Source organism: Streptomyces sp. BE303 (genome assembly GCF_036290945.1).
Classification (GTDB): domain Bacteria; phylum Actinomycetota; class Actinomycetes; order Streptomycetales; family Streptomycetaceae; genus Kitasatospora.
The window spans coordinates 38,619-58,509 of the sequence record NZ_JAQYWZ010000767.1 but is presented as its reverse complement, the minus strand read 5'-3'; the positions used below and the strand labels follow the sequence as shown (position 1 = coordinate 58,509).

Below are 19,891 nucleotides of genomic sequence, written 5' to 3'. Positions count from 1 at the left end.
CATCGTGCGACCCGGACCGGCGAAGCTTGGATCACCAGCTCGACCGAGAGGGACGGTAGACCGAGATGAAGCCATTGCACCGCCGAGCCGCGGACGGCACGAAGGAGCGGGACGTGCCGGCGGAGCGCGCCCCGCTGTACGGCGCGCGGATGTGGCGGCAGGTCGGGCAGCTGCTGTTGAACCTGCCGATCGGCATCGCGGGGTTCGTCTTCACGATCGTGACGCTCTCCGTGGGCCTGGGGCTGTCGGTCACCGTGATCGGCCTGCCGCTGCTCGCCGCCGGGCTGGCCGGCTGCCGGGCCATGGGCGGGTTCGCCCGCCGCCGGGCCCGGTCCCTGTACAACTCCGGGGTGCACGAGCCGGAGCCGGTGCAGCGCCGCCGCCCGGGAATCACCGGCTTCGCGATCGCCCAGCTGACCGACGCGCTCTCCTGGCGCTCGGCCCTCTACTACGTGCTGATGCTGCCCTGGGGCATCCTCAGCTTCACCCTGACGCTGGTCTGCGTCCTGGTCGGCTGGCCGGTCCTGCCGTGGGTGGTCCGCTACCAGTCGGAGGTGGACCGGATGCTGGTGGAGACCCTGCTCTACCGGGGGGCGCTCTCCGAGCGGGTGCGCGAGCTGGAGGACGACCGCGGCACCGTGGTCGACACCGCCGCCGCCGACCTGCGCCGGATCGAGCGCGACCTGCACGACGGCGCCCAGGCCCGGCTGGTGGCCCTGGCGATGGACCTCGGCATGGCGAAAGAGCGGCTGCAGGAGACCGAGTCGCCGGAGGACGTGGCCGCCGCCGCGAAGATGGTCGGCAACGCGCACGGCGAGGTGAAGATCGCCCTGCAGGAGCTGCGCGACCTGGCCCGCGGCATCCACCCGGCGGTGCTCACCGACCGCGGCCTGGACGCGGCGCTCTCCTCGGTGGCGGCCCGCTGCACGGTGCCGGAGGGGGTCAAGGTGCACGTCGACCTGAAGGGCCGGGACGGGGCGGCCGAGCGGCCGGACTCGGCGGTCGAGGGCATCGCGTACTTCACCGTCAGCGAGCTGCTGACCAACGTCTCCAAGCACTCCGGTGCCCGCTCCGCGACGGTGGACGTCTGGCGGGCCGGCGACCAGCTGATGGTGCTGGTCCAGGACAACGGCAAGGGCGGCGCCGCGCCCTACCCGGGCAGCGGCCTGGGCGGCCTGGCCGAGCGCATCCAGGCGGTGGACGGCGTCTTCCTGGTGGAGAGCCCGCACGGCGGCCCGACCACGGTGACGATCGAGCTCCCCTGGCGGACCCGCACCGCCCGGCGCTGAGCGGGAACCTCCGGCCGGAAACCCAACCGGGCCCCGTCGCCTCCCGGCGACGGGGCCCGGTTTCACCGGTGCCCGGACGACCGGTGCCCGGACGGCGGCGGCCCGCGAACCCTTGCGCGGTGTACGGGCCGGCCGCCGCCCGGGGGCTCGGGGGACGCCCTACGGCGTCTCCAGGGTGCCGAGGGTGACCTCGGTCGTCCCGCTCCGGCCGTCCCGGGTGTAGGTGACGGTGACCTTGCTGCCCGGGGCGAGCGAGGCCAGCGCGGTGGTGAGCGAGTTCAGCGAGGTGACCTCGGTGTCGCCGATCTTCGTGATCACGTCCCCGGGCTGGAGGCCCGCAGAGGCGGCCGGGCCGCCGGGGGCGACGGCCACCACGGCGGCGCCCGCCGGCTGGAAGCCCTGGTCGAAGAAGGTCCGGGCGGTGATGCCGAGCGCGGCGCGGCCGGAGTTGGTGACCTTGCCGTCCTTGATCAGCTGGTCGGCGATGCCGGTCACGGTGGACGCCGGGATGGCGAAGCCGATGCCGGGGGCGGCGGCCCCGTTGGCCTCGGGCTCGGTGGCGGCGAGGGTGTTGATGCCGATCACCCGGCTGTTCAGGTCCACCAGTGCGCCCCCGCTGTTGCCGGGGTTGATCGCGGCCGAGGTCTGCACCATGTTGCCGATGGTGGCGCCGGGCGAGCCGCCGCCGCTCGGTTCGGAGACGGTCCGGCCGGTGGCCGAGACGATGCCCTGGGTGACGCTGCTGGAGAGTCCGAGCGGGCTGCCCATGGCGAGGGTGATCTGACCCAGCTCGACCTTGGTGGAGTCCGCGAAGGCGGCCGGCCTGAGACCTCCCGGCAGGCTGCTCAGCCTGATCACCGCGAGGTCGGACTCCGGGTAGCTGGCGACCAGGGTGGCGTCCAGCGGCTTGCTGCTGTTGACCAGCGTGACGGCGAAGGTGGTGGCCGAACCGACCACGTGGGCGTTGGTGACGATGTCGCCCTTGTCGTCGTAGACGATCCCGGAGCCGAGGCCGGTGGCGGTGGTGATCTGCACCACCGAGGGCAGGACGTCCTTGATCACCCGCTGGTAGTCGTCCTGGAGCTGGTTGGCGCCGCCCGCCCGGGCGCCCGACGGGGACGACGAGGGAGCGGAGGAGGAGGCCGGGGAGGTGGACGACGAGGAGGAACCGCTGCTGCACCCGGCCAGCGCGGGAGCGGCCAGCGCCAGGGCGGTCAGCGCGGCGACCGCACCCGGAGCGAGCGGCCTCCCGGCGAACGCCTTCGGTCCGGTCGGACGCGGTCCGGCCGGGATCGGACGGGTGGGCTCCTTCTTGCGGTTCACGGTGACGGCCTCCGGCTCCCTCGGTACACGGACATGGCGCAGAGATCTTTGTCAGCATTTCACCGAAATGTTCGAATGGCCGTGCCGACTCGCCCGCTGCGTACCGAGGGAGCGGGAACGCCTAGGATCTCGGGCATGACTTGGTTGCTCACCGGTGGTGCCGGATACATCGGCACCCACGTGGTGCAGCAGCTCGTGGCGTCGGGCGAGCGGGTCGTGGTGCTGGACGACCTCAGCACCGGGAACCGCAGCGGGCTGCCGGAGGGGGTCGTCCTCGTCGAGGGCTCCACGCTGGACCGGTCCGCCGTGGACGCGGCGCTGCACGGCCACGACGTGCGCGGGGTGCTGCACTTCGCCGCCAAGAAGCAGGTCGGCGAGTCGGTCGAGCGGCCGTTCCACTACTACCGGGAGAACCTGGCCGGCCTGCAGACCGTGCTGGAGGCGGTCGTCGACGCCGGGGTGCGGCGCTTCCTCCTCTCCTCCTCCGCCGCCGTCTACGGCATGCCGGACGTCGACCTGGTCACCGAGTCCGCCCCCTGCGCGCCGATGAACCCGTACGGCGAGACCAAGCTGGCCGGCGAGTGGCTGGTCTCCTCCGCCGGCCGGGCGCACGGCCTGTCCACGGTCTCGCTGCGCTACTTCAACGTCGCCGGCGCCGCCTCGCCGGAGCTCTCCGACGCGGGCGTCCTCAACCTGATCCCGATGGTCTTCGAACGGCTCACCGCCGGCCTGGCCCCGCGGGTCTTCGGCGCCGACTACCCGACCCCCGACGGCACCTGCGTGCGCGACTTCATCCACGTGTCCGACATCGCCTCGGCCCACGTGGCGGCGGCCCGGCGGCTCTCCGCCGACCCGGCGGGCGAGACCCGCCTGGTCCTCAACATCGGCCGCGGCGAGGGCGTCAGCGTCCGGGAGGTGCTGGACGTCATCGGCCGGGTCACCGGCTACGACACCACTCCGGAGTACGCCCCGCGCCGCGCCGGCGACCCGGCCCGGGTGGTGGCCTCGGCCGACCTGATCCACCGCGAGCTGGGCTGGACCGCGCGCCACGGGGTCGAGGAGATGGTCGCCTCGGCCTGGGAGGGCTGGTGCGCGCGCCACCCGGAGGCCCGCCGCCGGCCCTAGGCCGGGCCCAGGGCCGCGAGGCCGAGACCCGGCCCCCGGGCGCGGCCCTCCCGGCCCTCCCGGGCGCACCGGGCTCACCGGGCTCACCGGGCTCACCGGGTCAGTGCGAGGGCACCGCCGTCCCGTAGAACGCGTCCAGCGCGTAGACGCAGCGGTCCTTGGAGCCGACGAACACCTTCCCGCCGACCGCCACCGGCGAGCCGGTCAGCTCGCCCTTGGTCCCCAGCTCCCAGCGCAGCCGGCCGCCGGCCAGGTCCAGGGTGTGCAGCGAGTGGTCCCGGCTGCCGAGGTGGACCAGCCCGTCGGCGACGGCCGGGGAGCCGACGATCTCGCCCCGGGCCGCGTACCGCCAGCGCTCCCGCCCGGTGGCCGCCTCGAAGGCGTACAGCACCTCGCCGCTGCCGACCAGCACCATGCCGTCGCCGACCACCACCGGCTCGGCGCCCTGCCGGTTGCCGGTGGCCGCGCGCCAGCGGTCCCGCCCGGTGGCCGCGTCCAGCGCGTACACCGTGCCGAGGTAGTCGGCGACGTAGACCGCGTCGGCGTCCAGCACGGGCGGCGTGAACAGCACCACCGGGGCCTCGAACCGCCACCGCTCGGCGCCGCTCGCCGCGTCCAGCGCGTAGACCCGGGTACCGGCCGTCACGTACAGCACCCCGGCGCGCTCGGCCGGGCGGGACGGCACGTCCTCGCCGACCGGGACCGACCAGCGCAGGCCGGCGCCGCGCGGGTCGACGCAGCGCAGCCGCCCGCCGCCGTAGTAGTAGGCCGCGCCCCCCACCAGGGCCGGGCCGGACTGCGGGTTCTCGTAGTCCTGCTGGGCGTCGTCGGCGCGCCACAGCTCGGCGCCGCCGGCCGCCGAGCGCAGCTGCACGCCGCCGCCCCGGATCCCGCAACAGAGCACGCCGTCGGCGGCGTCCAGCGAGTACACCCAGCCGTCGAGCGAGTGCCGCCAGCGCTCGGCGCCGTCCGCGACGTCCACCGTGTACAGGTGGGGGCCGTCGGCGGCGTGCACCCGGCCGGCGTCCACCGCGAGCGCCCAGGCGACGTCCCGGGTCTTGTAGCGGCGCTGCCCGGAGGCGATGTCCAGCGCGTGCACCTCGAAGCTGGAGACGAACAGGGTGCCGTCGGCGACCACCGGCGTGCCCCAGACGTCGTTGGACATCCGGAACCGCCAGGGCCGCCAGCGGGCCGCCCGGGCCGGGGGCGGGGTGATCCGGCGGACCCAGTCGGTCTCCGCCGGCGCCGCGCCCGAGCCGGCCTGCTCGGCGCGCGGCCCGGGCCCTATCCGCACCGAGGCGCCGGACAGCCGCACCTCGACGGCGCTCTCCTCGGCGACCGGCGCGCGGTGGCGGCGGGGCGCGGCCAGCTTCTCGGTGGCCGGCTCCGGGTCCTGGCCGAGCGGCGTGGTGTGCACCGGCCCGGCCTGCGGCGGGGCGTGACGCCCGCCCGGCCGGGTGCGCGGGTCGTCCTGCCCGTGACCCTGCGGCGGGACCTGGTGGTGCGGCTGCGGCACCGGCGGGGCGACGGGCGGCTGCACGGGGGCGGCCGGCACGACGACCGGCGGGGGCTGCCGGCGACCGCGCTTGCGTTCGATCATGGCCAGCGCGTTGGGCGGCAGCCAGTCCCCGGCCTCGCCGGAGGCGTCGTCCCGGGAGAACAGGTGCGGGGCCAGTTCGGCCTGGATCTGCTCCGGGGTCGGCCGGTGCTCGGGAGCGGGCCGCATGCAGGCCCGGACCAGGTCGACCAGCTCGGCCGGCAGGCCGGAGAGGTCGGGCTGCTCGCGCAGCAGCTGGAACACCGTCTCGACCGGGTTCGCGCCCCGGTAGGGCGGGTGGCCGGTGGCGCAGAAGACCAGGAGCGACCCGAGCGAGAAGACGTCGCTGGCGCCGGTGACGCCCCTGCTGTCCCGGGCCTGCTCCGGCGACATGTACGCCGGGGTGCCGACCGCCACGTTGGTCATGGTCAGCCGGGTGCTGGAGACGCCGGCGGCGATGCCGAAGTCGATCACCCGGGGGCCGTCCTCGACCACCAGCACGTTGGAGGGCTTGAGGTCGCGGTGGACCAGCCCGGCCGCGTGGATGGACTGCAGCGCCTCGGCGATGCCGGCGACCAGCCAGCGCACCGCCCCGGCCGGCAGCGGCCCGCAGTCGGTGACCAGGTCCTCCAGGGACGGGGCCGGCACGTAGGCGGTGGCCAGCCAGGGCACCCGGGCGTCCGCGTCCGCGTCGACCACGGCGGCGGTGTAGAACCCGCCGACCGTCTTGGCCGCCTCGATCTCCCGGGCGAACCGGACCCGGAACAGCTCGTCCTCCGCCAACTCCCCCCGGACGGTCTTGATCGCCACCCGCCGGCCGGACGCGGAGCGCGCCAGGTAGACCAGGCCCATTCCGCCCGCGCCGAGCCGCCCCAGTACCTCGAAGGGCCCGATTCGCCTCGGATCGTGCGCCGTCAGCTGGTCCACCCGCTGCCACCTCCCCGTTTCCGCACCGCCCGCGTGGTGCCGGACACCCGCCGCGTGGTGCCGGACCTGATTGTCCAATGCCGCCGGGTGCAACTCCAACCTCCCCCGCCCACCGGCGTTCAGTGCCGGTCCGACGGCCCACTGCCCGGTCAGTGCCGCAGGAACGGCCGGATTCTGACGTCCGCTCCGGCCGCGGCTTGCCGCCGACACGCCCGGAGCCCCCGAGCGGGGCAGGTCACACCCGAACCGTAATCGTCACGCTCCGTTACTCGACCACCCCTCAGCGGAGGGGTCGTCACCCTGTGGCGTCAAAAGCACACGGGGGGGCGCCAAAGACGCCTCCGGGGGCGGGATGAATATCCGTCCGAAGTGCTTCAGGCGCCTATACCAACCCCCGTGCGGAGTAATAGTCGCATCACCGAATCGCGCCAAGATCGTGCCACGGTAAGCTGACGGCATGACAGGACAAGTTCGCACCGTCGACGGTCGCGTCGCCGGGCGACGCGGACAGGAGACGCGGCAGAAGCTGCTCGACTGCCTCCGCGAGATGCTCAGCACGTCGCCCTATCGGGACGTCAAGGTCATCGACGTCGCCCGTATGGCGGGTACCTCCCCCGCGACCTTCTACCAGTACTTCCCGGATGTCGAGGGCGCTGTCCTCGAAATCGCCGAGGAAATGGCCAAGGACGCCGACACCCTCAAAGAGCTGGTGGCCGGAAAGTCCTGGGCAGGGAAGTCCGGCACGGCCACTTCGGAAGAACTGGTCGACGGATTCCTCGCCTTCTGGCGCAAGAACGACGCCATTCTCCGAGTGGTCACGCTCGGTGCCGCCGAAGGGGACAAGCGGTTCTTCAAGATCCGCATGACCGTCCTCAACGCGGTCGCCAAGCCGCTCACGGAAGCCGTCAAGGAACTCCAGGCGAAGGGCCAGGCCGACAAGTCACTGGATCCGGCAGCGGTCGCCGGATCACTGGTCTCGCTGCTCGCCTCCGCGGCCGAGCACCAGAAGGCCTTCACCTCCTGGGGCGTCAAGGTCAAGGACCTCAAGCCCAACCTCGCTCCCCTGGTGTACCTGGGTGTCACCGGCAAGAAGGCGCCCAAGTAGACCGATCCACTCCAACCACCCTTCCGCTTCGCGCGGCCCCGGCCTCCTGTCCGGGGTACGACGGACGGCGGCCGTGTCCTCGGGGGAGGTCCGCCGGCGGTCCGCAGCGCGCCACGACATGCCGGTGGGCGGGCACCCCAGCACGGGGCGCCCGCCCACCGGCATACGTGTTCCCGGGCCCGACCGGGGCCCGGGCACACACCGGGCCACCGCGGGCCACCGCGGGCCCCGGCCGGCCCCACCGGGCCCCCGGTAGGCCCAGTAGGGCCCCACCGGCCCCGGCAGGCCCTCGGTGAGCCCCCGGGGACACGGCGGAGCCCCCGGACGGCCTCGGGCCGGTCCAGGGGCTCTCGGTGCCCGCTCCGGGCCGCTCCGCCCGCTCAGGGGCAGCGGACCACCTGGCCCGCGTACGCGAGGCCGCCGCCGAAGCCGAACAGCAGCACCGGGTCGCCCGGCGCCAGCTCGCCGCGCTCGACCAGCTTGGAGAAGGCCAGCGGGATGGACGCGGCCGAGGTGTTGCCCGAGTCCACCACGTCCCGGGCGACCACCGCGTCGGTGATGCCCAGCCGGGACGCGATCGCGTCGATGATCCTCAGGTTCGCCTGGTGCGGCACGAAGCCCTTCAGCTCGGACGGGTCGACACCGGCCTTCGCGCAGGCCTCCCGGGCCAGCGGGGCGATCTGGGTGGTGGCCCAGCGGAACACCGACTGGCCCTGCTGGCTGATCACCGGATCCCAGCCGGTGATCACCACGGCGTCGCCCCGCTCAGGCTCCGAGCCCCAGACCACCGGGCCGATGCCCGGCGCGGCACCCTCCTCCTGGGCCTCGACCAGCGCCGCGCCGGCGCCGTCGCCGAAGATCACGCAGGTGGACCGGTCGGTCCAGTCGATGGTGTCCGACATCCGCTCCGCGCCGATCACCAGCGCCAGCCGCGCCGCGCCGGCCCGGATCGCGTGGTCGGCGGTGGCCAGCGCGTACGAGAAGCCCGAGCAGACCGTGTTGATGTCGTAGGCGGCGGGCGCGCGCACGCCGAGGCGGGCGGCGACGGCGGCGGCCGTGTTGGGACTGCGCTCCACCGCGGTGCAGGTGGCGACCACGACCAGGTCGACGTCGGCCGCCGACCGCCCGCTGTTGGCCAGCGCCTTCTGCGCCGCCTCGGTGGCCAGGTCGACCACGGTCTCGCCCTCGGCGATGTGGCGCGTCCGGATGCCCACCCGACTGCGGATCCACTCGTCGTCGGTGGCGACCAGCTTCGCCAGGTCGTCGTTGGTGAGGACCTTGGGGGGCTGGTAGTGGCCGAGTGCCACGATGCGCGAACCGGTCATACTGCCCACTCAACCCGGTTACCCGCTGGTCAGTCGGGCGTGACCGGCTACAGGATCCGTGCCGGGATGCTGTAGGAGACCGACAAGGACCGTTGCGGCGACTGGGGCGTGCCCGGGCCGCCGCGGGACACCGACGGGGCCGGCCGGGCCCCGGACGGCGTGCTCAGACGGCCAGCGAGGCGGCGTCACCCATCACGATCACCGGGCGGGCGGCCGGGTCCAGGGTCCGGATGAGCTGCGCCATCTTCTCCTCCGGGACGGAGATGCAGCCGTGCGTCGGGCCCCCGTGGTCGACGTGGATCCAGATGCCGCCGCCCTTGGTCGAGCCGTTGGGGCGGCGCGGGTCGAGCGGGGAGTTGCCGGGCACCCGGTTGTAGTCGATCGCGACCACGTAGTCGAAGGAACCGGCGAGCTGCTCGCCGGCGAAGCCCCGGCCGGAGACCACGAAGTTGGCGTCCTTGTCGTACGGGAGCTTGCTGCCCGGGTCGGCCTTGCGGCCGCCGGCGTCGGTGAGCGAGAAGACGCCGATGGGGCTGCGCAGGTCGCCCTCGTTGTGATCGGTGGTCCAGCCCTTGAACGCGTTGTGGCCCTGCCAGGTCTCGCCGGCCAGCCAGCGGCCCTCGGCGGTGCGGGTCCAGAGCGTGACCACGGCCTTGTTGGTGTCCTTGCCCTCGCCGGAGGCGAAGACGACCTGGGTGGTCTCGACGGGTATCCGGGCGGCGAAGCCGGGGCCGAGGCCCGGTATGGCGGCCACCGAGCCGTCCGGGCGGGCCTCGCTGCGGTCGGCGGCGGGCTCCTCGGTGTGCCGTGCGTCGGCGGCCGGGGCGGCGGGGGCGGCGGTCGGGGAGGCCTGGTCGGTCACCGTCTGGGCGGTGGAGCGGTCCGGGGCGGCGACGGCGTCCGGGCCGGGGCCGTCGGCGCTGGTCACGCCCGTCCTCGCGGCGTCCTGGCCGACCGTGTACCAGCCCGCGGCGGCGGCGAGCAGCAGGGCGGTGCCGGCGGTGACGGCCCGGCCGGTGCGCTTCTTCTTGGGCTTGCGGCGGTGACCCCGGGCGGCCGCCCGGGACCCGGCGGGGGCCGCGGCGGGAGCGGGCACCGACCGGGGCCGGGCCGACGGCTCCGGTCCGGCCGCCAGGTCCTCCGGCTCCGCCGGAGACGCCTGGAACGGCTGGTCGTAGACGTCGTGCTCGGCGAGGCTGCGGTACCCGGACGGCACGCCGCCCGGAACGTCCTGGTACCCGTACGGGCCCGCGTGCGGCGCCTCGTACTGCTGCGGGAACGGCTGCGGGAACGGCTGCTGGTGACCGCCGTACGGCTGCTGCGGCACCTCGTACACCGGCTCGTACGACGGGTACGCGGTGGAGCGATCGGAACCGGACATGCGGCCGATCCTGCCAAACCGAGGCCCCGTTGGGAAACCCGGGGTCTGTGTCGAGCCCGTGAAGAAGCCGTCGCCCGGGCCGGCGGGCGGCCCGGGCGACGGGATCGCGACCGGGTGGCGACGGCGGGAACCGCCGGTCGCGGAGGGCCCCGGAGGGGCCGCGGGGTCAGAGGCGCATCGCCTGCGGGGTCTCGCGACGGCCGAGGTCGGGACCGTCGTACTCGCGGATGACCTCGTAGCGGGTGTTGCGCTCCACCGGCCGGAAACCGGCGTCGCGGATCAGGCCCAGCAGGTCGTCCCGGCCGAGCTTGTTCGGGGTGCCGAAGTTGTCCGCGTCGTGGGTGATCTTGTACTCGACCACCGAGCCGTCCATGTCGTCCGCACCGTGGCTGAGCGCCAGCTGGGCGGTGGTGACGCCGTGCATCACCCAGAAGACCTTGACGTGCGGGACGTTGTCGAAGAGCAGCCGGGAGACCGCGAAGGTCTTCAGTGCCTCGGCGCCGGTGGCCATCTCGGTACGGGCCATCAGCTTGTTGCGCACGACGCCGTCCTTGGAGTCGTGGAAGTCGTGCTGGTAGCGCAGCGGGATGAAGACCTGGAAGCCGCCGGTCTCGTCCTGCAGCTCGCGCAGCCGCAGCACGTGGTCGACCCGGTGGCGGGGCTCCTCGATGTGGCCGTACAGCATGGTGGCCGGCGTCTTGAGGCCCTTGCTGTGGGCGAGGCGGTGGATCCGCGACCAGTCCTCCCAGTGGGTGTCGTGGTCGACGATGTGCTGGCGGACCTCCCAGTCGAAGATCTCCGCGCCGCCGCCGGTGAGCGACTCCAGGCCGGCGTCGATCAGCTCGTCCAGGATCTCGTCGGCGGGCAGGCCGCTGATCCGCTCGAACCAGTGGATCTCGGTGGCGGTGAAGGCCTTCAGCGAGACGTTCGGCAGCGCCGCCTTCAGCTCCCGCAGCGAACGCGGGTAGTAGCGCCACGGGAGGGTCGGGTGGAGACCGTTGACGATGTGCAGTTCGGTGAGGGAGTCCACCTCCATCGCCTTGGCGAGGCGGACGGCCTCCTCGATGCGCATCGTGTACGCGTCCTTCTCGCCCGGCTTGCGCTGGAACGAGCAGTAGGCGCAGGACGCGCTGCACACGTTGGTCATGTTGAGGTGGCGGTTGACGTTGAAGTGGACGACGTCGCCGTTCTTCCGCGTCCGCACGTGGTGGGCCAGGCCGCCCAGCCAGGCCAGGTCGTCGCTCTCGTAGAGCGCGATCCCGTCCTCGCGGGTCAGCCGCTCACCCGCGTAGACCTTCGCCTCCAGCTCGCGCTTGAGCCCTGCGTCCATGCGGTGCCCCGCCTCCTCCGACTTCGATTCCTTGCCGGAACGAGCGTACGCCCCTGTGGCGCTCAGTCCGCGAGCAGCTCCGCGAGCAACGCCGGTTCGATGTTCCCGCCGCTCACCACGGCGGCCGTGTGCCGTCCGCCGGTCTCGGCCGCCCGGTGGAAGTACGCCGCCGGGGCGACCGCGCCGGACGGCTCGGCGACCAGCCGGCCGCGCCGGGCCAGCAGCGCCACCGTCGCGCGGATCTCGTCCTCGGTGACGGTGACGATGTCGTCCACGTAGGCGGTGAGGTGCTGGAAGGGCAGCTCGCCCACCGAGGGGGTGCGCAGCCCGTCGGCGATGGTCCGGTACGTGTCGGCGACCGGCCAGGCCACCCGCTCGCCGGTCCGCAGGCTCTCCCGGGCGTCGGCGGCCAGCTCGGGCTCGACACCGATCACCCGCACGCCCGGACGGGTCAGCTTGAGCGCGGCCGCCGTGCCGGAGATCAGCCCGCCGCCGCTGACGGGGACGAGGACGGTGTCCAGCTCCGCCGGGGCGTCCTCGGCGATCTCCAGGCCCACGGTGCCCTGGCCCGCGATGATGAACGGGTCGTCGTACGGCGGCACCCAGACGTAGCCGTGCCGCTCGGCCAGCTCGCCGGGCACCGAGTCCCGCTCCTCCGGCGACACCAGCAGCACCTCGGCGCCGAACGACCTGGTGCCCTCGACCTTGACCGCCGGCGAGGTGTCCGGCATCACGATCACGGCCTTGATGCCGAGCAGCTCCGCCGCGTACGCCACCGCCTGCGCGTGGTTGCCGCTGGACTGGGCGACCACCCCGCGGGCGCGCTCGGCCCCGCTCAGCGCGGCGAGCCGGTTGTACGCGCCGCGGGTCTTGAAGGCCCCGGTCGGCTGGAGGTTCTCCGGCTTGAGCCAGAGCCGCCGCTCGCCGTCGTTCGCCCAGGGGGCGGGGACCAGCGGGGTGCGCACCGCGACCCCCGCGATCCGCTCCCGGGCCGCGTGCAGCTCCTCCAGACCGACCAGTGCCATCGCCGTCACTCCCCTTCGGCGAGCGGCAGCTCGCTCACCCGGCTCTCCCATTTGGTGGAGAGTACGACGGTCGTACGGGTACGGGCCACACCCTTCGTCCCGGAGATCCGCTTCACCGCCGACTCCAGGCCCTCGACGTCCGGCACCCGGACCTTGAGCATGTACGAGTCGTCACCGGCGATGAACCAGCAGTCCTCGACCTCGCCGAGGTCCTTCAGCCGGAACGCGACGTCCTCGTGGTCGGCCGCGTCGGTGAGTTGGAGTCCGATCAGGGCCGTGACACCGAAACCGAGCGAGGCCGGGTTGACCGTCGCGCGGTAGCCGGTGATCACGCCGGCCTGTTCCAGCCGGTTGATGCGGTCCGTGACGCTCGGGCCGGAGAGGCCGACCAGTCGGCCCAGCTCGGCGTAGGACGCACGGCCGTTCTCCCGGAGCGCCTGGATGAGCTGTCTGTCCACCGTGTCCATATACCGTCCGCGTCCTTCCGAACCTCACCAGACCCACAGATCATTATCCGGATTCAAAGGTGCCATGCTCGGACCAACCCGGATATCGCAGAGAACATACTCTCCCGACTGCCGGCTCCCCACTCCCCCTCGGGCCGACGGACCCATGTCGTCAGGCCGGCCGGTCGCCCTCCCGGGCGGCCGCGCCCAACTCGCCCTCCCAGCGCCGGTACAGCGCGTGCGGCACGCCGACGGCGTCCAGCACCCGCCCGGCCACGAAGTCGACCAGCTCACGGACGGTGGAGCCGCCGGCGTAGAAGCCGGGCGAGGCGGGGAGCACGACGGCGCCCTGCGCGTCCAGCTCCACCAGGTGCTTCAGCGTCACCCCGTTGAGTGGTGCCTCGCGGACGCAGACCACCAGGGGGCGGCGCTCCTTGAGGGTGACGCTGGCGACCCGCTGGAGCAGGTCCTTGCTCAGGCCGAGCGCGATGCCGGCCACCGCACCGGTGGTCGCGGGGACGACCAGCATGCCCTTGGCCGGGTACGAGCCGCTGGACGGGCCGGCCGCGAAGTCCCCGGCGGGCCAGTACCGGACGTCGTCCAGGCCGTCCTCCGGGAGGGCCAGCCAGGCGGCGAGGTCGGTGCGCCAGTGCGCGTCGCGGAAGGAGATGCCGGTCTCGTCGAGGATGGTGAGCCGCGCGGCGCGGCTCACCACGAGGTCCACGGCCTCGCCGGCGGCGAGCAGCGCGCGGATCACGGAAGCGGCGTAGGGCGTGCCGGACGCGCCGGACACTCCCACGACCCAGGGCTGACGGACTGGCTGGTTCGGCTTTTCCATAGTGCTTACTTTCTATCCTCACGCGGCCCACCCGGCCCCAGCGCCCTCCTGGGAGGATGGGTGCCATGGCAGCGACCCTCGTCGACCTCACCCATCAGGTGACCACCGCGATGCCGGTCTACCCCGGCGACCCGGCCGTCGTCCTGGAACCCGCGCTCACCACCGCGACCGCCGGGGTGAACGTGCTGGCCCTGCACCTCGGCTCGCAGTCCGGCACCCATGTGGACGCGCCGTACCACGTGGACGTCACCTGGCCCACCCTGGACGGCCTGCCGCTGGAGCGGTTCACCGGCCCCGCGGTCGTCGCCGACCTGCGCGGCCTGGAGCCGCGCTCGGAGGTGACCGCCGAGCAGCTCGCGCCCGCGCTGGAGCACGCCGGCGAGGGCACCGTCCTGCTGCTGGCCACCGGGTGGGCCCGGCACTGGGGCACCGACACCTATCTCGCCCACCCCAGCCTGTCCGCCGGCGCGGCCGAGGCGATCGTCGCCGCCGGGGTGCGGACGGTCGGCGTGGACGCGCTCAGCGTCGACCCCACGCCCGACCCGGGGCCCGGCGACCCGGCGGTGGCCGCGCTGCTCGCCGACCTCACCGACGAGCACGACCAGCCGGCCGCCGACGAGCCCACCCTGGCCGCGCACCGGATCCTGCTCGGCGCGCCCGGCGGCGGGGTCATCGCCGAGAACCTGACCGATCTGCGGGCACTGTTGGAGGCGCAGCGGGCCGGGCTCCCGGTCGAGATCTCGCTCTTCCCGATCCGGCTGGTGGCAGCCGACGGGGCGCCGGTCCGGGCGGTGGCCCGGCTGGGGTGACCGCGGACCGCCCCGGCTCACCCCGGACCTGCCGGGAGCGACCGACCCGATCTGCCGAACCGCTTGGCCCGAAGGGCACTTGGTCTAGACCATCCCCGGCGTACGCCGGTACGCTGTCCGGCCATGGCAGAGATCATCGGAGTGATCGAGCAGCTCTGGCGCTACCCCGTGAAGTCCACCGGCGGCGAGCGGCTCGACTCCGTCGAGGTGGACGACCGCGGGCTCGCGGGCGACCGCCTCTACGCCGTGCGCGACGCCAACGGCAAGCTCGGCTCCGGCAAGAACACCCGCCGGTTCCGGCGGATGGACGGCCTGCTCCGGCTCTCCTCCCGGCTCGGCCACCGCCTGGACGGCCCCGAGCTGTTCGACCCGCTGGGCGGTCCGGTCGCCGACCCGACCGCCTTCCTGCGCGCCTACCTCCAGCGCGACGACGTCGAACTCGCCCGCGAGGACGCCGTCTCGCACTTCGACCAGCTCCCGGTCAGCGTGCTCACCACCGCCACCCTCGACTGGGTGGCCGAGGCCGCGCCGTCCGCCGTCGTGGACGTCCGCCGCTTCCGGCCCAACGTCCTGGTGCGCACCCCGCCCGGCACCCCGCCGTTCGTCGAGGACACGTGGTTCGGCCGCGAGGGCCGGACCGGCTCCCGCTCCGGCGCGCGGCTCTCCTTCGTCCGGTCCAGCGAGCGCTGCGCGATGACCACCGCCGCCCAGCCCGGGCTGCCGCACGCCCCCGAGATCCTCAAGGCCATCGCCCAGGCCCACGAGGCCCGGCTGGACGCGCTCGCCGGGGTCGCCGCCCCCGGCCGGCTCGCCGTGGGCGACGCGCTGTCCCTGCACTGACCGCCCCGCAGCTCCGGCCGCCGGCCGTACGGGCGGCCGGACCCCGCGGACCCGGGCGCGCCGAGCGAACCGGCGGACTCCTCGTCAGACCCCGCTGACCGGCGGCAATTCAGCTTTCCCTCCCACCACTTGACTGACGCACGTCTATCCTGTCTTACTGTCGTAGGACAGGAGAACAACTGGTGATCGAGTTCGTGCTCGACGGCCGCTCGCGGGTGGCCACGTACATGCAGCTGGTGCTTCAGGTGAAGCAGGCGCTGCGCGTCGGACTGGCGCAGCCGGGGGACCGGCTGCCCAAGGTGCGCGATGTGGCGCAGTCCCTGGCGATCAACCCCAACACCGTGCTCAAGGCCTACCGGGAGCTGGAGTTGGAGGGGCTCGCCGAGGGCCGGCCCGGGGTGGGGACGTTCCTGGTCCGCACCCTGGCCGGACCTTCGCTGGCCAACCAGGCGGAACTGCGCGACGAGCTGGTGACCTGGCTGCGCAAGGCGCAGGAGGCCGGACTCACCCGCGAGGACATCACCGCACTGATCGACACCACCACGCGGGCCACGTTCGACCGGACGCCACCGGGCGACGGCCGGCACGGCAGCCGGCACACCGGCTAGCCCGTACGACATCCCGCCAGACCGCATCCTTGGGGGAACACATGACGGAAGTCGCTTTGCAGACAGACGGGTTGGGCAAGCGCTACGGCCAGACCTGGGCACTCCGGGGCTGCTCGCTACAGCTCCCCGCCGGGCGGATCGCCGCCCTGGTCGGCCCCAACGGAGCCGGCAAGTCCACCCTGCTCCACCTCGCCGTCGGCCTGCTGCAGCCCGACGCCGGACAGGTCCGCGTCTTCGGCCGGGACCCGCGGGACAACATCGACGCCCTGGCCGACCTGGGGTTCGTCGCCCAGGACACCCCGCTCTACCCGGACTTCACCGCCACCGAGCTGATCACCATGGGCAGCCGGCTCAACCGCCGCTGGGACTCGGCGATCGCCCGTGAGCGGCTCACCCGGCTCGGCATTGCGGCCGACAAGCCGGTCGGCAAGCTGTCCGGCGGCCAGCGCGCCCAGGTCGCGCTCGCCCTGGCGCTGGCCAAGAAGCCCCGGCTGCTGCTCCTGGACGAGCCGGTGGCCGCCCTCGACCCGCTGGCCCGGCACGAGTTCATGCAGGCCCTGATGGGTGCGGTCGGCGAGTACGGCACCACCGTGCTGCTCTCCTCCCACCTGCTCGCCGACCTCGAACGGGTCTGCGACCACCTGATCGTCCTGCAGACCGCCCACGTCCAGCTCTCCGGCGCGGTGGACGACCTGCTCGCCACCCACTGCCGGCTGGTCGGCCCGCGGGTCGCCGACGGCGCCGCGGTGCCCGGAGTGGCTGCGGTGATCCGGGCCAGCCACACCGAACGGCAGTCCACCCTGCTGGTCCGCACCGACGGCCCGGTCGACACCGACCGGTGGGCCGTGCACGACGTCACCCTGGAGGACCTCGTCCTCGCCTACCTGGGCGCCGCGGACACCCGCAGCACCGGCACCGCCGCCCTCCCGGAGGTGGCCGCATGATCTGGCTGACCTGGCGTCAACACCGCAAGCAGGCGCTCTGGACGGCGATCGCCCTCGCCGTCCTGGCCGCCGCCCTGATCCCCACCGGCCTCGGCATGCGGTCCACCTTCGAGGACTCCGGACTCGGGGCGTGCCTGCGCAAGCTGGGCGGCACCCAACTCGTCTCCGGCGGCGGCTGCGAGTCGCTCAGCCAGCGCTTCGAGAACCAGTACGGCGCGATGCTCTTCCTCGCCATCCTCTTCGTCCTGCTGCCGGTCCTGGTGGGCCTCTTCTTCGGCTCCCCGCTGGTCGCCCGGGAGGTGGAGAACGGCACCCACCGGCTGGTCTGGACCCAGGGCATCAGCCGCCGCTGGATCCTCACCAAGTTCGGCCTGGTCGGCGCCGTCGCCCTCGTCCTGTCGGTGGTCTACTCGCTGGGCGTCGCCTGGTGGCTGGCCCCGCTGGCCGCCAACGGTGCGGGCCGGCTCGGCTACCTCTTCTTCGACGTCCAGGGCGCGGCGCCGATCGGCTACACGCTGTTCGCGGTGGCGCTCGGCATCCTGGTCGGCACCCTGAGCCGCAAGGTGCTGCCCGCGATGGGCATCTCGCTCGCCGCCTTCGTCGCCGTCCGGGTGCTGGTCGAGACCCTCGCCCGCCCGCACTTCCTGCCGACGAAGACGCTCAGCTACGCGATCGACAGCCCGCTCACGGGCAACCGCTTCACCGGTTCCTGGGTCTACCAGGAGGGCGTCCGCAACGGCGTCGGGGAACTCGTCCTCCCGGACGCCCGGGTCGGCTGCGACACCGACGGCTCCGGCGACTCCGCCGGGTGCGTGGCCCACTTCGCCCAGCAGGGCTTCGGGCCCGCGCCCTACACCAACTGGCAGGAGTACCAGCCGGCCGACCGCTTCTGGACCTTCCAGGGCATCGAGACGGGCCTCTTCCTCGCCCTCACCGCCCTGCTCCTCGTCCTGGCCGTCCGCCGCATCCGCCGCATCGCCTGAACGGAACCGCCGAGGGGCGCTCTCCGGCACACCGGCCGGGGAGCGCCCGGCCGGTCCGGTCCGGGGGTGCGCAGGGCCGGCGGCGGCCCGGTCCGGCCGCGGACGGGGTCAGCGGCGGACGGGCAGGAGGCACAGCGGGTGGCCGGCGGGATCGGCGTAGACGCGCCACCCCCCGGCGTCCCGGAGGAGGGTGCCGCCGAGGGCGAGGACGGCGGCTTCGGCGGCGGCCGGGTCGTCGACGTCGATGTCCAGGTGGGCCTGCTGGGGGTGGGCGGGGTCCGGCCAGCGCGGCGGACGGTGGTCGGCGACCCCCTGGAAGCAGAGCACCGGTCCGCCGGGGGTGTGCAGGGTGGACCACGCCTCGTCCAGCGACCAGCGCGGATCCGGCCGGTCCACCTCGCCGCCGAGCAGCCCCGCGTAGAAGCGGGCCAGCACGGCCGGGTCGGGACAGTCGAGGACGAGACACTGCAGCCGGCCGATCACGGGAATCTCCTTCGAGGGTGCGGACTGTCCGCCATTCTCCGGCCGTCAGCGTCCCGGACCGGCCCGCGCCGCCCGTCCGCCGTCCTCCGCGTCTGCTGGACAGCTCCCGCCCCGGGCCGGAGCATGATCGGATGACCACAGAAGACGGTTCGGTCCATCCGGAGGCACCCCGGCTCGGAACGCCGGGCACCCCCGGTGCGCCCCGCTCCCCCGGCCCGGCCGTGCGGCTGGAACGGCTCGCCGCCGCACACGCGGACGCCCTCCTCGCCTTCGAACGCGAGAACCGGGCGTACTTCGCGCGTTCGGTGCCCGACCGCGGGGACGGCTACTTCACCCCGGACGGGTTCGCCGGCCGCCACGCCGCGCTGCTCGCCGAACAGGCCACCGGCGCCTGCCACTTCCACGTCGTCCTGGACACCGGGGGCACGCTGCTCGGCCGGGTGAACCTGGTGGACGCGGCCGGCGGCAGCGCCGGACTCGGCTACCGGGTCGCCGAGAGCGCGAGCGGCCGGGGCGTGGCCCGGGCGGCGGTCGAGGAGGCGTGCCGGCTCGCCGCCACGGCGTACGGGCTCACCGCGCTCACCGCCGTGACCACCCTCGACAACGCGCCCTCGCGGGCCGTACTCGCCCGCACCGGCTTCACGGCGGTGGGCGAGGAGGTCGTCGACGGCCGGCCCGGCACGGCGTACCGGCGCACGCTCTGATCCGGTGCCCGGCGGGCCGCCCGGCGGCGGCGGATCCGCCTACCGGCCGGTAGTTCGGCGGCCCGGATTCGCGGGCAGAACAACGGATATGACGATCCCTCACCGCCTGATCGGCACCGGCGCCCACAAGGTCCTGGTGCTGCACGACTGGTTCGGCACCAGCGCCGGCTGGGGCCCGTTCCTGGACTACCTGGACGGCTCCGCCTTCACCTACGCCTTCCTCGACTACCGGGGCTACGGCGAGCGCCGGAACGTGGCGGGTGCGTACACGCTCGCCGAGATCGCGGACGACGCGCTCGCGCTGGCCGACCAGCTCGGCTGGGAGAGCTTCTCGCTCGTCGGGCACTCCATGGGCGGCAAGGCCGTGCAACAGGTGCTGGCCCAGGCACCCGGGCGGGTGAGGAAGTTGGTGGGCCTGGCGCCCGTCCCCGCGAGCGTGTACCCGATGGACGCGGCGGCCGAGAAGCTGTTCTACGGGGCGGCGGAGGACCGCGAGAAGCGGTTCGCCATCATCGATCTGGTGACCGGGCGGCGGGCCGGCCGGGTCTGGCTCGACCTGATGGTGAACCGCTCGCTGTCACTGTCCACCCGCGAGGCGTTCGGCGGCTACGTGCGCGACTGGGCCACCGCCGACCTGGTGGAACGGATCGACGGGAATCCCGTGCCGGTCAAGGTGATCGTGGGAGCGCACGACCTCGCGCTGACCGCCGAGGTGATGCGCGGCACCTTCCTGACCCACTACCCCAACGCCGAGCTGGAGGAGCTCCCCAACAGCGGCCACTACCCGATGCACGAGACACCGGTCGCGCTGGCGGCCTCCCTGGAGTCCTTCCTCCGGGGGTGACGCCTCGGCCCCGCCCGGAGGCCCG

Annotated in this window: 19 protein-coding genes; 10 read left to right on the top strand and 9 right to left on the bottom strand. The window is 73.8% G+C overall.

Features of this window, described 5'->3' with window-relative positions; all coding sequences use genetic code 11:
* The first annotated feature begins 65 nt into the window (after positions 1–65).
* Positions 66–1,289, top strand: a complete 1,224-nt coding sequence (locus PUR56_RS23205; protein WP_380518148.1) for a sensor histidine kinase — start codon at positions 66–68, stop codon at positions 1,287–1,289.
* Positions 1,290–1,448: 159 nt separating this feature from the next.
* Here the strand turns inward: PUR56_RS23205 and PUR56_RS23200 are convergent, their stop codons facing one another.
* Entirely contained in the window at positions 1,449–2,507 is a 1,059-nt protein-coding gene (locus PUR56_RS23200; RefSeq protein WP_329950420.1) for a S1C family serine protease, read from the bottom strand.
* Positions 2,508–2,747: 240 nt separating this feature from the next.
* Between PUR56_RS23200 and galE the strand changes: the two genes are divergently transcribed.
* Positions 2,748–3,737: a UDP-glucose 4-epimerase GalE gene (gene galE, locus PUR56_RS23195; RefSeq protein WP_329950326.1), complete on the top strand. Its 990-nt coding sequence runs from the start codon at positions 2,748–2,750 to the stop codon at positions 3,735–3,737.
* A gap of 100 nt (positions 3,738–3,837) precedes the next feature.
* Here the strand turns inward: galE and PUR56_RS23190 are convergent, their stop codons facing one another.
* Positions 3,838–6,201 (bottom strand): outer membrane protein assembly factor BamB family protein, encoded by a 2,364-nt coding sequence (locus PUR56_RS23190; RefSeq protein ID WP_329885473.1) that lies wholly within the window; start codon positions 6,199–6,201, stop codon positions 3,838–3,840.
* Positions 6,202–6,658: 457 nt separating this feature from the next.
* Here PUR56_RS23190 and PUR56_RS23185 point away from each other — a divergent pair, with 457 nt between their 5' ends.
* Complete coding sequence (locus tag PUR56_RS23185; RefSeq protein WP_266311629.1) at positions 6,659–7,306, top strand: TetR family transcriptional regulator; 648 nt, start codon at positions 6,659–6,661, stop codon at positions 7,304–7,306.
* A gap of 380 nt (positions 7,307–7,686) precedes the next feature.
* On the opposite strand, the gene PUR56_RS23180 is transcribed toward PUR56_RS23185, so the two are convergent.
* The 6 genes from PUR56_RS23180 to PUR56_RS23155 all read right to left on the bottom strand — a co-directional run bounded on the left by PUR56_RS23180 (position 7,687) and on the right by PUR56_RS23155 (position 13,651).
* Positions 7,687–8,631 (bottom strand): beta-ketoacyl-ACP synthase III, encoded by a 945-nt coding sequence (locus tag PUR56_RS23180; protein ID WP_329950325.1) that lies wholly within the window; start codon positions 8,629–8,631, stop codon positions 7,687–7,689.
* A 163-nt stretch (positions 8,632–8,794) separates the two neighbouring features.
* Positions 8,795–10,012 (bottom strand): L,D-transpeptidase family protein, encoded by a 1,218-nt coding sequence (locus PUR56_RS23175; RefSeq protein ID WP_329950324.1) that lies wholly within the window; start codon positions 10,010–10,012, stop codon positions 8,795–8,797.
* A 166-nt stretch (positions 10,013–10,178) separates the two neighbouring features.
* Positions 10,179–11,342: an aminofutalosine synthase MqnE gene (mqnE, locus tag PUR56_RS23170; protein WP_329885475.1), complete on the bottom strand. Its 1,164-nt coding sequence runs from the start codon at positions 11,340–11,342 to the stop codon at positions 10,179–10,181.
* A gap of 62 nt (positions 11,343–11,404) precedes the next feature.
* On the bottom strand, positions 11,405–12,367 hold the full coding sequence (locus tag PUR56_RS23165) for a threonine ammonia-lyase (RefSeq protein ID WP_329950323.1): 963 nt from the start codon (positions 12,365–12,367) through the stop codon (positions 11,405–11,407).
* A 5-nt stretch (positions 12,368–12,372) separates the two neighbouring features.
* Positions 12,373–12,834: an Lrp/AsnC family transcriptional regulator gene (locus tag PUR56_RS23160; protein ID WP_327678059.1), complete on the bottom strand. Its 462-nt coding sequence runs from the start codon at positions 12,832–12,834 to the stop codon at positions 12,373–12,375.
* 151 nt (positions 12,835–12,985) lie between these two features.
* Positions 12,986–13,651 (bottom strand): UbiX family flavin prenyltransferase, encoded by a 666-nt coding sequence (locus PUR56_RS23155; protein ID WP_329950322.1) that lies wholly within the window; start codon positions 13,649–13,651, stop codon positions 12,986–12,988.
* Between the two features lie 65 nt (positions 13,652–13,716).
* Between PUR56_RS23155 and PUR56_RS23150 the strand changes: the two genes are divergently transcribed.
* The 5 genes from PUR56_RS23150 to PUR56_RS23130 all read left to right on the top strand — a co-directional run bounded on the left by PUR56_RS23150 (position 13,717) and on the right by PUR56_RS23130 (position 17,835).
* The gene (locus PUR56_RS23150; protein WP_329885478.1) at positions 13,717–14,460 is read left to right on the top strand and encodes a cyclase family protein; all 744 of its coding nucleotides are present in this window, start codon (positions 13,717–13,719) and stop codon (positions 14,458–14,460) included.
* Between the two features lie 123 nt (positions 14,461–14,583).
* Positions 14,584–15,300 (top strand): MOSC domain-containing protein, encoded by a 717-nt coding sequence (locus PUR56_RS23145; protein WP_329950321.1) that lies wholly within the window; start codon positions 14,584–14,586, stop codon positions 15,298–15,300.
* Positions 15,301–15,482: 182 nt separating this feature from the next.
* Positions 15,483–15,908, top strand: coding sequence for a GntR family transcriptional regulator (locus PUR56_RS23140; RefSeq protein ID WP_329950320.1), 426 nt, complete (start codon positions 15,483–15,485; stop codon positions 15,906–15,908).
* 56 nt (positions 15,909–15,964) lie between these two features.
* A complete protein-coding gene (locus PUR56_RS23135; protein WP_329950319.1) occupies positions 15,965–16,852 on the top strand; it encodes an ABC transporter ATP-binding protein in 888 nt (295 codons plus the stop codon).
* The gene (locus PUR56_RS23130; protein ID WP_329950318.1) at positions 16,849–17,835 is read left to right on the top strand and encodes an ABC transporter permease; all 987 of its coding nucleotides are present in this window, start codon (positions 16,849–16,851) and stop codon (positions 17,833–17,835) included. Before PUR56_RS23135 ends, PUR56_RS23130 begins: the two co-directional genes overlap by 4 nt.
* 108 nt (positions 17,836–17,943) lie before the next feature.
* Here PUR56_RS23130 and PUR56_RS23125 read toward each other — a convergent pair whose 3' ends face one another.
* Positions 17,944–18,318, bottom strand: a complete 375-nt coding sequence (locus PUR56_RS23125; protein WP_329950317.1) for a VOC family protein — start codon at positions 18,316–18,318, stop codon at positions 17,944–17,946.
* Positions 18,319–18,449: 131 nt separating this feature from the next.
* On the opposite strand from PUR56_RS23125, the gene PUR56_RS23120 reads away from it, so the two are divergent.
* Both PUR56_RS23120 and PUR56_RS23115 read left to right on the top strand, forming a co-directional pair.
* Complete coding sequence (locus PUR56_RS23120; RefSeq protein WP_329950316.1) at positions 18,450–19,022, top strand: GNAT family N-acetyltransferase; 573 nt, start codon at positions 18,450–18,452, stop codon at positions 19,020–19,022.
* A gap of 88 nt (positions 19,023–19,110) precedes the next feature.
* Complete coding sequence (locus PUR56_RS23115; RefSeq protein WP_329885485.1) at positions 19,111–19,866, top strand: alpha/beta fold hydrolase; 756 nt, start codon at positions 19,111–19,113, stop codon at positions 19,864–19,866.
* The last annotated feature ends 25 nt before the right edge of the window (positions 19,867–19,891 follow it).